The organism is Paenibacillus xylanexedens (assembly GCF_017874615.1).
Classification (GTDB): Bacteria; Bacillota; Bacilli; order Paenibacillales; family Paenibacillaceae; genus Paenibacillus; species Paenibacillus xylanexedens.
In genome coordinates, this window is record NZ_JAGIKV010000011.1 from 120,347 (window position 1) to 132,419 (window position 12,073).

At 46.1% G+C, this 12,073-nt stretch carries 12 protein-coding genes; 2 read left to right on the forward strand and 10 right to left on the reverse strand.

The window, feature by feature from the left end; all coding sequences use genetic code 11:
* Positions 1–6: 6 nt before the first annotated feature.
* Together J2Z28_RS16165 and J2Z28_RS16170 are read right to left on the reverse strand one after the other, a co-directional pair.
* Complete coding sequence (locus J2Z28_RS16165) at positions 7–540, reverse strand: GNAT family N-acetyltransferase (RefSeq protein WP_211083250.1); 534 nt, start codon at positions 538–540, stop codon at positions 7–9.
* Positions 541–574: 34 nt separating this feature from the next.
* Positions 575–1,180, reverse strand: a complete 606-nt coding sequence (locus tag J2Z28_RS16170) for a TetR/AcrR family transcriptional regulator (RefSeq protein ID WP_211083251.1) — start codon at positions 1,178–1,180, stop codon at positions 575–577.
* 281 nt (positions 1,181–1,461) lie between these two features.
* Here J2Z28_RS16170 and J2Z28_RS16175 point away from each other — a divergent pair, with 281 nt between their 5' ends.
* On the forward strand, positions 1,462–2,901 hold the full coding sequence (locus J2Z28_RS16175; RefSeq protein ID WP_076249946.1) for a DHA2 family efflux MFS transporter permease subunit: 1,440 nt from the start codon (positions 1,462–1,464) through the stop codon (positions 2,899–2,901).
* A 98-nt stretch (positions 2,902–2,999) separates the two neighbouring features.
* Here the strand turns inward: J2Z28_RS16175 and J2Z28_RS16180 are convergent, their stop codons facing one another.
* From J2Z28_RS16180 to J2Z28_RS16190, 3 genes are all read right to left on the reverse strand, one after another.
* Positions 3,000–4,235 (reverse strand): cytochrome P450, encoded by a 1,236-nt coding sequence (locus tag J2Z28_RS16180; protein ID WP_211083252.1) that lies wholly within the window; start codon positions 4,233–4,235, stop codon positions 3,000–3,002.
* Positions 4,236–4,450: 215 nt separating this feature from the next.
* Complete coding sequence (locus J2Z28_RS16185; RefSeq protein ID WP_211083253.1) at positions 4,451–4,738, reverse strand: hypothetical protein; 288 nt, start codon at positions 4,736–4,738, stop codon at positions 4,451–4,453.
* On the reverse strand, positions 4,735–5,877 hold the full coding sequence (locus J2Z28_RS16190) for an NAD(P)/FAD-dependent oxidoreductase (RefSeq protein WP_211083254.1): 1,143 nt from the start codon (positions 5,875–5,877) through the stop codon (positions 4,735–4,737). The genes J2Z28_RS16185 and J2Z28_RS16190 overlap by 4 nt, the downstream gene beginning before the upstream one ends.
* Before the next feature lie 296 nt (positions 5,878–6,173).
* Here J2Z28_RS16190 and J2Z28_RS16195 point away from each other — a divergent pair, with 296 nt between their 5' ends.
* Positions 6,174–6,989: an AraC family transcriptional regulator gene (locus tag J2Z28_RS16195; protein WP_051447072.1), complete on the forward strand. Its 816-nt coding sequence runs from the start codon at positions 6,174–6,176 to the stop codon at positions 6,987–6,989.
* Here J2Z28_RS16195 and J2Z28_RS16200 read toward each other — a convergent pair.
* The 5 genes from J2Z28_RS16200 to J2Z28_RS16220 form a co-directional block, all read right to left on the reverse strand.
* Positions 6,986–7,627 (reverse strand): HAD family hydrolase, encoded by a 642-nt coding sequence (locus tag J2Z28_RS16200; protein ID WP_211083255.1) that lies wholly within the window; start codon positions 7,625–7,627, stop codon positions 6,986–6,988. The genes J2Z28_RS16195 and J2Z28_RS16200 overlap by 4 nt on opposite strands.
* A 39-nt stretch (positions 7,628–7,666) precedes the next feature.
* Entirely contained in the window at positions 7,667–8,260 is a 594-nt protein-coding gene (locus tag J2Z28_RS16205) for a DUF1349 domain-containing protein (RefSeq protein ID WP_017688643.1), read from the reverse strand.
* Positions 8,261–8,354: 94 nt separating this feature from the next.
* Entirely contained in the window at positions 8,355–9,599 is a 1,245-nt protein-coding gene (locus J2Z28_RS16210; RefSeq protein WP_169479570.1) for an MFS transporter, read from the reverse strand.
* A gap of 80 nt (positions 9,600–9,679) precedes the next feature.
* Entirely contained in the window at positions 9,680–10,711 is a 1,032-nt protein-coding gene (locus tag J2Z28_RS16215; protein WP_036608226.1) for a zinc-dependent alcohol dehydrogenase, read from the reverse strand.
* A gap of 42 nt (positions 10,712–10,753) precedes the next feature.
* Positions 10,754–12,061 (reverse strand): aminotransferase class III-fold pyridoxal phosphate-dependent enzyme, encoded by a 1,308-nt coding sequence (locus J2Z28_RS16220; protein WP_211083256.1) that lies wholly within the window; start codon positions 12,059–12,061, stop codon positions 10,754–10,756.
* Positions 12,062–12,073 lie beyond the last annotated feature (12 nt).

The window sequence follows — 12,073 nt, forward strand, 5'->3', positions numbered from 1 at the left end:
TCGTGCTTATAGTATATCCACAGCAAACATCGTATGTTCTTTCAAAGTTCCCTGGATTGGCACAGGCTGTGACCCATTCTCCTTGAATCCTGCTTTTTGAAGGACACGGATGGAACCTGTATTATCGGGCACAGCGCCAGCTTCGATTCGAGTAATTTCAGTTTCGTGTTTGGCAAATTCCAGTACACATTGCAGGGCTTCGCTCATATATCCTTTTCCTTGATGCAGAGTATCCGTTACATAACCAACGATCCATTTTGGGGTAGAACCCAGTATGATCTCGAACAAAGAAATTTCACCGACGAGTTCATCCGCTGTATGTAGAAAAATACCAAAAGAATAGCGATTTCCTTCTTCTTTCTTCTTGTTCCAGCTCTCAATGAGTGACCTTTGCCCTTCCAAGCTGTAGAAAGACTCCTCCCGATCACTTGCTGATATGTTCTCGATTTCCGCACGATTGCGAACCTGTAGATCCAGAAGTAATGAGGCATCATCCACATTCCAAAATCTCACATAGATACGTTCTGCACTATATTTCACCACATTATCCCTCCTCTATTAACGTTAGGTGCAATTATAGCAGGTCATTATAAGAGTACGAGCGAATCAACGAGAATTGTTTCGCCAGAAAATGCGGGGAATATGGCATATCCTTACGCAACCAGGCAACGATGGTTCCAATCAGAGCAGAAGAACCGTACCATATTGCGATTTCTTTGTGAATGCCGGATTCTTCGAGTTCATCTTCCATCTCTACCCGATCAATTTTGGCTTTGACCAGCGTACTTAACAATTTGAGCAGTCGTTCGGTAAAAATCGGTGTGCGCTTTGTAGCAAGAACCACCTGATAGAACGAGGCGTTCTCTGCAAAATGCTCCAGTAACTTGACTAGAACAGGCCAAGCCTCTTCCGTTCTTTGCTTCTCAAAATGAGGGGCATATTCATCCACGATCCGTTCAATATTCTCAATCATCTCATCCGCCATCTTCTCCATCATATCCGTAATATCACGATAGTGCAGGTAGAAGGTTACCCGATTGATCGTCGCTCGTTCGGCAATTTTGTTGACTGACAACTTCTCGATATCCATTTCCTGCAGCAACTCAACAAATGCACCTCGAATTAACTGACGCGTTCGCAATATTCTTGGGTCCACGGCTGATTTCTTCTCGTCTTTCACGTGTATCCCTCCTTCAAATTTTAAACATTACAATTTTAAACAAAAAGTCGTTTATTCTTCATTTAAACAACAAATTCATTTTATTTGTAAAATAAACGACGAAAACACGTCATAACGTAAATTGTAATCTGTCCGAATATGTATATAATTCAATAAATACAATGTAAACTATACAACACGTTGTAAATTTAGTCACGTGTGGATTGAAAGGATGAAAAGGATTGAGTCAGGCTAGAGTACAAGAAGAATTATCCGTAAAGAAAGGCCCCATCCTGTTTATCATGATTTTGGGAGCCTTCCTTGCAACGTTGAATCAAACGATCATGAGTGTCGCTACACCGGAACTGATGGGTGATTTTAACATCTCCGCCGCAACAGCACAATGGTTAACGACCGGTTACATGCTGGTGAACGGGGTGCTGATCCCGATCACGGCCTACTTCATGCAACGCTTTTCAACCAAGCAATTATTCCAAGCTTCCATGTTTATTTTCCTGATTGGTACCATCGTATCCGCTCTTGCAGATAACTTTGGCACACTGCTGACAGGACGTATGATTCAGGCAGCGGGTGCCGGCATTATCATGCCGCTTTTAATGCACGTTATTTTGACCTTGTTTGCCCCTGAAAAACGAGGATCTGCAATGGGTATGGTTGGTTTTGCCATCATTTTTGCCCCTGCAATCGGGCCTACCCTTGCCGGTTATATCCTCGAGAACTACTCTTGGCAAACGATGTTCTACGGCATGATTCCATTAACTCTTATTGTCATTGCTTTTGCGTTTGTATACCTGAAGAATGTATCCGAACGGGTCAACACAAAGTTCGACACAATCAGTGTGGTGCTGTCCACGATCGGATTTGGCGCATTGCTCTATGGTTTCAGCAGAGCAGGAAGTCTGGGATGGTCAAGTGCAGAAGTTCTTATCTGCATTGCGGCTGGAATTGTTTCTCTTGCCCTGTTTACATGGAGACAGCTCGTTTCTGAAACTCCGCTGCTTGATCTGCGGGCATTCAAGTACAACATGTTCTCCTTGACCACGGTCATCAGTATCGCTATTACAATGATCATGTATGCTGACATGATGTTGCTTCCCTTGTATCTCCAGAACGCACGTGGTTACACTGCACTGGAGTCCGGTTTATTGCTTCTGCCAGGTGCACTTGTCATGGGCTTCCTGATGCCAGTAGCCGGAAAATTGTTTGACCGATTTGGAGCGAAATGGCTCGCTGTTATCGGGATGGTGATCACCATCGTGACGACAATTGGTTTCATCGACTTAACGGATTCAACCAGTTATGGTTACCTGGTATTAATGTCTACCGGCCGCCGAATTGGTATGGCTCTGCTCATGATGCCGATTCAGACTGCGGGGCTTAACCAACTGCCACCAAGACTTGGTGCACACGGTACAGCTATCTCCAACACCGTCAGACAAGTGGCTGGCGCTGTAGGTACTTCATTGCTCGTAAGTGTCATGACCTCCCGTACAACAGCGCACGTACAGGATATGATGGCGACTGGTGCAGCCAATGGTCTCAGTCAAAAACAGCTTGCTACAGAATCCATGATCCAGGGTATCAATGATGCTTATGTTGTTATCATCGGTATCGCTGTTGTGGGATTGGTCCTTTCCTTCTTTATCAAACGCACCAAACAAGCCAAAGAGGAAGAAATCAAACAGGTGGTAAGACAAAAAGTTTCTATGAATTCAAATTAAGGTGTCCAGCCTCATACTTGCTTGCATAACAAAGCGGCAGATCAAGACGGTTACGTCTGATCTGCCGCTTTTTAGGTTGTGTCCCGTATGATTCCTTCTCACTCCGCAACGATCTTCACTGGCAGATGGGTCAATGACTGTCCCGGAGCTGAAGTGGCCAGATTATTCTCCAGATCAAAGGACTCCACCGGTTCAATCCGAGCAATCTTCTCCACAAATGCAGTCAAGGCAATGCTGAGTTCCATTCTTGCCAGCGGGGCACCCAGACAAAAGTGTGGGCCATTACCAAAGGTAAGATGTCTTTTGTTATTCTGACGATGAATATTCAGCTCAAAGGGGTCTTCAAACATCTGTTCATCCATATTGGCTGCACTCATCCAGGAGATGACAACATCTCCTTTTTTCAAATCCACTCCGAGCAGTTGGTTATCCTGCTTTACTGTCCGATGTCGCTTGGCATTGTGGAATCGATAACGAAGCATTTCTTCCACTGCGAGCGGAACCCATTCGGGGTTCTGCCTGAGTTGCCCATACAAGCTCGGGTCATCGTAGAGGAAGGAATAGAACGTATTTGAAACCATATGACTCGTTGTCTCTATACCGGCTCCAAGCAGAAGCATGGTCGTGCGAACAACCTCATCCTCCGTGAACTTCTCACCTTCAACATCGACATTTAACAGATCCGTAATGATATCCTCACCAGGATGAGTCCGTTTGTGTACCACAATAGGATACAGGAATTGATAATACTCTTGCGCGGCAGTTTGTTTTTTCAGTTCACTCTCCTCAGCCGTCTTTGGATTGATGGGTTGAAACAGAATATCTACCCAGTTCTTGAAGCGATGGCTGTCTGTAAGAGGGATGCCAAGCAGATCGGCCATAACCATCGAAGGCAGCGGAGTGGCCAACGCTTGAACAATATCAATGGTCGTATTTGGCTCAATTTCTGCTACCAACTGCTGCGCAATGTTCCGAATTCGTGGCTCCCAGTTTTTCAGACTACGCGGTGTAAAAGCAGCCGATAACAACGAACGACTTTTTTGATGACGGGGAGGATCAATACTTGATATGTTTAATTTGTCTGGAGGTGTGCCTTCATTGTTCTTTGCTCCAACGGCAATGGTCGTCCGGGTTCCTTCGGCTGAAAAATACTCATGATTACTGAGAACCTGCTTCACATCATCGTATCTGAACACATTCCATGTGTCTGTATCTTCGTGATAGTACACTGGTTGCTCAGACAGCATTTTTCGAAACCAGTGAAGTGGGAAAAACTCTTCAGATCTCGACCGAAACCCCGTGATGTCCTCAACACGTATCACTTCTTTATACATTTGGAATCCACCTCTCAGCATCATTTCGTGATTGGTTACATGGGTACCTGAATTGACAGTTCAGCACCTGATTCCATTTTATACCATGCGTTCATTTATTGATATAAACCATTTGAACTAAATGAGAAAAACCCCTTAATATAAGGGGTTTTCGTTTTATACGTATCGTATATTATTTCTGTCGATGTTTCAGAGAGATAAGCCATACGAACCGATCAATCGCCTAGTTTCGCTAATGCTTCCTGTAGCTGCTCCAGTTGTTCAGACAGGGTTTCAATCAAGTTCTTCGTTTGGCTTGCCTTCTCCATTAAGATTTGCTCTTCAGAACTGTCTTCCGATGCATTCCTGATTGGTGATGACTTCAATTCCGACAATTCGTTTTTGTATGTTTCTTGTTTCTCCAAAGCTATGCGCAGTTTTTCTTTTGTCGTACCGATCTGATGCTCCAGATATACGATATCGGACGAGTTCGCTCCATCGGATACACGTTGTGAATATGTCATGACTCACCTCTTTCAATTTCATCCATTGCTTTGCCAACAGTGTAGGGCTCAATATCGATATCCAGTTCCATGCCGAGAGCTAGTTTCGCCAGTTGACTCCCGATAAAAGGACCCATGGTCAATCCAGAGGCTCCAAGTCCATTCGCGGTAATCAGACCTTGCCAGCTTGGGACAGCCCCCATTACTGGCAGAAAGCCAGGTGTGAACGGACGGAACCCAACTCTTACCTCCTGGAATGTGCTATTGGCTAGCCCCGGTGCCAGTTCCAGACCTTTATTCAAAACTTCCTGCATGCCCCCTGCAGTGACTCTTGTATCATAACCCTCCACATCATTTTCATGAGTGGCACCAATCACGATCTTCTGTTGATCAAAGGCCAGCAGATATTGATCAGAAGGTGGCATGATCACAGGCCAGCGGCCTGTATCCTCCCCATCCGTGACATGTAGATGCATAATTTGTGCCTTTTGATAATGCACTTTAAAGTGTATGCCGAGTGGCTTCAGCAGTTCGTTGGCCCATGCACCTGCACAGACAACGACTTCATCTGCCAGGAAACTCTGATCATTAACACTCACACCAATGACCCGATCTGCTTCGAATTGAAGCGTGGCGTCTCCATGGATCACTTCCGCTCCATTTCGCTGTGCAGAGCGGATCAATGCATCGCGCAGCGCTCTTCCATCTATACGTGCAGCACCACTGATATGTACCGATTGATAACGTTCATCCAGCAATGGAAAACGTTCACGGGTTTCTTTGTCATCAAGAGGTGTAATGTCGCCAATCTCCGGCGCATCTGTTTTGCGAAGATGGGCCCGCTCTTCCATCTTATTGATTTTGTCCACATCCGTATGAATACTAAGCGCGCCCACTTGAGCATAACCGGTTTCCGTTTCTCCTTCGCCTTCAAGCTCCGCTATGATGCCAGGATAGAACCGCGCACCTGCCTTGGCGAGCTGATACCAGTCCTGATTGCGACGCTGTGACAGCCATGGACAGATGATACCGGCAGCTGCATCCGTTGCCTGTCCTATATCTTTTCGATCTACGATGATGACCTCTGCGCCATGTTTGGCTAATTGATAGGCTGTTGATGCCCCCAGAATACCCGATCCGACTACGATGACTTTCTTCATGTTTGCATCCCTTTCTTTAATCACTCATTCCTTATAGCGTATACCGTTTCGCATTCTGTTGGCAAGGCAGGCCGTACTTTTAGATCCATAAATAGAGGCTGATCAGACCACAGTTCATACTCATTCATCCAATTAATAATTGTTGAAGCATTTATATGAAAACGTTTTATATATTGCCCGTCATTCAATTAAAATTATCCCATTTATGTAATATAATTCTTTCTAGGTTTCTTTTAACGCTGTAACCACGCCACTTACGCACATGATCCTTTAACGAAAAGAGGAATAACACGACGATGCCGAAACCTAGCATGGGGAATCCGCTGGATACCGATATGCCGCTCATGATTACAGGGCAAAACCAGTTGACCGTTGATGAATTGATGAATTGGAGCGACCATTCACGGGATTACAGCATTGTACAGTGCATCGGAGGAACAGGGCGAATCGCAGCAAAGAATCATGAATTTTCGATCAAAAAAGGGACCGCTCTCATTTTGTTCCCGGAGGTAACCTACCGTTACCACAATCTGAGTGATTCATTACGATTTGATTGTCTGTCTTTCAATGGCTATTTGTTGCCACGGTTCTTGCATACCTTGCAGATCGGGGAGCTGCGCGCCTTCAAGCCGGATGGAATGCTTCATATCCTGTTGCGTGAAATTACGTTGGCGCTGCAGTCCCGGCACAAGGATCAGATCTGGCACGTATCCGCATTACTGTACATGCTTTTGGTCAGATTAACCATTGAAGGTGAACGCTATAGTGCTTACGAACGTTCTGATGCCCGATTAAGATTGGATGAACTCATTACTTTTATCAAACAAAATTATCATCAGGATATTTCTCTCCCCTTGTTGGCTGAGCAGATGGACGTTACCGAGCAGCACCTCAATCGGATATTCAAAAAAGAATTTCAAATGACTCCACTGGAGTATTTGATGCGTTATCGGTTGTTGAAAGCCAAGGAAATGCTCATCGAAAATAACGCTACTACCGCTCATGAAATAGCCAAAGCCGTTGGTTTCAACAGTGCCAGTTACTTTGGGTCAGTGTTCAAAAAATACGAAGGGATCTCCCCTATCGAGCTACGCAAGCAGTATCTGGATTAAAGCGCCTCCATATCGATCTCGGCCAGCGAGGATAACCGCAGTTCATGCATGGCGAATTCCAGACCACGCGTTACCTCGTTAGGTACGATGATACAACGAATACCTGCTGCATTGGCTGCCTTTAAGCCATTAGGTGAGTCTTCGAACACAATCGCTTCGGAAGCCTCGATCCCAAGACTCTGGAGAGCAAGAAGGTACAGTTCAGGGTCCGGTTTCACTCGCTTCACATCCTCGGATGTATGAACGACTGTGAAATAATCGAAAATGCCTAATTTCTGCAAGTAACCATGCACCCAGTCCCGTGTAGAGCTGGAAGCAACCGCAAGCTGAATCCCCTTCTCCCTCGCAGACTGAAGCAATTCATACACCCCTGGAAGAATGGCGGCCTGTCCCAAATAGACTTCGTATTTCTGTTCTGATATCAGTTTGATATGATCATGATCTATCTTTTTTTGGAGCGCTTGCTCCAGATACAGAAATGGATGAAATTCCTCAAAGGATGTCCCCACATTTTTCGACCATAGCTCCAGACCAAGTTCCACTCCATGCTCTTCATAAATATCGCGAAACGCATAGTACCAGGGTGTCTCCGTATCCACAATGAGTCCATCAAAATCAAATATAAATGCTTTTACCATGAACCTGTTCTCCCTCCAATGATCTGCCGGGGGAGCGGATTAGAAGCGTGCGGTCAAGTCCGGATGAGTAACGTTCACTGATAAAAAGTGACACGTACAGCCCGTTCCAGTCGGCGATTGTGCAACTAATCCAGCTCGAAGTTCCCCCTGAATCGGCATGCCGAAATATCGAATTAGTTTCCACTCTTCCCCATCGGGTGAATAAAAGAATGATATGCAGTCCTCTACTTTGCGTATACGCAGATAAGGATTAGGTACGGAGACTTCAACCGAATTGCAATCATCGGATGAACCATCACGTGTCACCACCGACACGATGGTAGGCACTTTTCCATCATACTCAAAACAAATTTTGCACCAGTTAAGATCATCCGCCATCACCATCAGGCATCCGGAATCATATTGATTTTTCATATCAACGGTTAATTGGGTTGTAATTTCGAAGTCCTCAGGTACAGGCATGGACAGAAATGGTGCGGTTGCACGAATATGCTTGCCCGCTGGATCTTGGAAAAAGTCGGTGTCAGCCTTCGTTTCCACCAGCACACCTCCCTGATCCGTATAGGACCAGCTTTCGGGCTCGTTCATCCAGCTCCATTGCTTCCGTGCTTCTGTTGTCATTACGTTAGTCATTTTTAGCAGCCTCCCAAGTTAAAATATGTTCTAGAGGTAGTTCTAGTTTTTTTCTGTACTACATATTCGCTCCAGATACAGTAAACCCCTTTTTCTACATATTTTTGTAAGGTTCCAGCACTTGGGAGTGCTTTTGCGGATCTGGCAGGAAGAACATAATGACCATGAGTACGACATATAGACCAAGAATGACACTGAACAATAGTGTTGGATTGTGATGATAGAGCAGGCCCGTCAGGTAACCGGATGGAATGGCTGTAAGCGTCATGACGGTCTGCACGGCCGAGAACATATCGGCTTTCTCATGCGTACCCAATCGGTTCATCAGCAGGGAATCCCGGTACGTCTGCAAAATGAAGTTACCCGCAGCGAGCACGATTAGCGTGAGAAACAACATCCCTATATTCCCCACAGGGATCAACAGAAACAGAATGGCTCCGGCCGTGCTAAGCACAATGGAAAAACCAACATACTTTTCTTCCGAACGCCGTTTCAGTCGCGGAATGATGACCAGATAGAGCAGCATGACGGTTACCGCAGTCACTACTGGGATAAACGAAATGACACGGTCATCAAACTTCAACTGTTCCTTGAAGAAAATGACCTGAAAGAAATTCAGTTGCAAGATCAGATTGGACAAAACCGTGATCAGAATAATCGGAAAAAGTCTCCGTTTGTAGAACGATTTGCCGAACAGGCGCAGACTGGAACCCAAGCTCTGAAGCACGCGGGTTTTGCTATGCAATCCCATAAGTTCCTTGCCGACCTCGGTCTCATCCGTGTATCGGTTACGAATGAAAAACATGGCGGTCATGAGGATGCCCCCGACAAAGTAAATAGTGGCGAGTGTAGGCACAATACCATAATCAGCAATGACAACTCCGGCAATCGGCGTGAGTACACCAGCCCCTGTAATGATCATGTTGAGAATGGCAAATACCTTAGATCGTTTGTGTTCCTCCACATCCTCTATGATCAGACAGTTAAAGGCGACCGTTACAAACTTGGATGTTGCGTTCAGTAAGTAGGCGATCAGGAACAGCCAGAAGTTCTGGGAGAAGGCCCAGATGAACATGGGAACACTCCAGGCAAGCAGATCAAAGATCAGTGTTGTGCGTTTGCGCCCCAGCTTATTCGTAATGGAACCCGCAAACAATTGAAAGATAAAGGCAAAATAAAGATTCACCGAATTGATTAAACCGATTTCTATGTCCGAAAGTCCGGCTTCCTTCATATATAAAGGAGCGTAGAAGAGAACGATCGTGCCCGGAATGGCCCATACCGGTTCGAGAAAAATGGAGTAGCGTGGATTCTTCGGCAAATCTTGAAGCAATTTCAATCGATATCCCTTCCTTCTGCGGTTTTCACCGCTGCGAATTCCAACTTCTCGCAGCGGCAAACCCGCTAATGTCTATATGCTTATAGGATAAGAGCTGTTTTGACCGAATTCATCGGCAACTTCTCTCCAGTATGCATGTCATAACCAATCGTTCCATTAAAGGCCTGTTCATAATCACTCAGCAGTTCCTTGGCTGTCACCATCTGTTCCAGTTCCGGGATGCTTTGGGCAAATTTCAGTGCCGTACTGATCATCGAGTGATTAGCCACCGCGCCGATGATACTAATGCCATCATTAATCACGGCTGTTGATTTGAACGTCACCTCATAGCTGTCGTCATATCCCATAGGAATAATTTTGCCGCCTTTGGCAATCAGCTCAAACCCTACATGAAGTTGGTTACCAACCGCGTCCACTACAATATCAAACTTTTTGTTATTATTGATCTCGTATACTTTATCCAGTGTCAGATCCTGAGGATAAAACACATGATCCGCGATCCCTGAAGCGAACTCTTTGCGGTATGGATCAACTTCCGTGCCTACGGTAAGCCTTGCCAATCGTTTGCTAACTAGCTGACACAGGGAACCGATTGCACCAGAACCGAGGACCAGTACGGAGTCACTTGGCTTAGTCCCTGCTTTCATGAACGTCTGAAGTACACATCCCAGTGGTTCGATCATCATGGCCGTTTCCCAACTCATGGAATCCGGGATGGCATAGATATACTTTTCGTCCCCAACAAAATATTCAGCAAAGGTTCCGTGTGTCGTCATCCCTACTTGATAGTCATCAAAATTCTCGCAGTAGATGAACAGACCCTCACGGCAGTATGAGCAGGTACCGCAAGATTGCGTGGGATCTACCAATACCCGATCACCGATCTTGAAACCACGAACGTCGTCGCCCACCTCAACCACTGTGCCTACGCCTTCATGACCAATGATCGTTCCTTTATTCGCCGGCACTTTGCCTTTGACAATATTCAGATCTGTCCCGCAGATGCCGGAACCATAGATTTTAATTTTTACCTGGTTTGGCTTTTGAATGGTTGGCTCCTCAATCTCCTGGTAAGTCACCTGTTTGAGATCCTGATATACGAGTGCTTTCATTGAATAATTCCTCCTAGTCGATTGTCGATTATGATCTATGGATTAAGCTTCAAACGTTTTCGAAAGTTGCATCGCATGAAGATGTTCCTGCTTCTGAATCTCTTTCCAGTCTGACAGGATCTGCAGCAGCGCTTCCTCGACCCACAGCAATTCTTCCCGTGTATGGGCATCCGAGAAAATAAAGTAACCTTTAGTGAAAATGCCGAAGTGAGCCATTCTCTTCACCATGAACTCGCGGAAAGGATCGGTTTGGAAGTTATCTTCAGCCAGGGATTGGATGCAGAAGCTTGCATACGTCCCTCTCACTTCCAATTGATCCGTCAATCCGAGTAACACAAGTTCAGATTCCAGACGATCCATGATCCGGGTTGCCGGATCTCGCCAAGTCGGCCATACTTTCGCATTTTTCATTAATCGTTCACAGGCAATGGCTGCCGCGAGCGCTGTCGTTTCGCTGGAATGAGCATTACTGAATCTGACCTGTCCCGACAGAGACATCAAGTGCTCAGGCCCCATAACCGCTGCGAGCGGTAAACCGTTGGCCATACCTTTAGAGATACAGAGCAGATCAGGCCAGATGTCATATTCTCCTGCTGTAGCCTGCTTGCCCATTCGAATACCGGAAGTTACCTCATCAAATATGATAATGATGTCCAGAGACCGACATAGGTTTACGGCTTCCTCCAGCGCGTCCCTTTTCCACTCGTTGGGGCATAGAACAATACATGCGATATCCTCGGGAGACGCGGTAATCTGAGCCTCAATTCGCTCCGTAGTAGGCTTGTTAACCCAGATCGTTGAACGCTCGATATCTACCGGGATGCCACGTTCTTTCGTCTGGCCACCATAATAGCCGTAGGCAGACCAGTCGTGCCACCCATGATAAGCTGTCGCAATAACCTTGCTTTTGCCACTAGCGGCACGGGCCAGACGCACGGCCCCACTCACTGCATCAGCACCACTCTTGGTGAAGCGCAGCGATGGATAATGACCCTCGAACCGCTCCAGAATCAACTCCGCACATTCAAGCTCAATGTCGGCAGGCAAAGAAAAGCTTGTCCCTTTTTTCAACTGGTGAATGACGGTTAATTGGACTTCATGTCTGGCATGGCCCCATGGTGCCGTACCCATGGCCATTTCACAATCCAGCCATTCATTACCGTCGATATCTGTAAATCGGGATTTGTACGCCTCTGCACAACATACGGGTGTATGCCCCGGAAATAAACGTTCAGGTGCTTTGGCTAAAGTGCTGCATCCGCTCGGAATTACCTTCTCGACTTGTTCCAACCACTCCAGATTACGGGTAAACCGTACGGCACGATCGAGCGTGCTCTCTTTTTCTTTCACCTTAAGTACCTC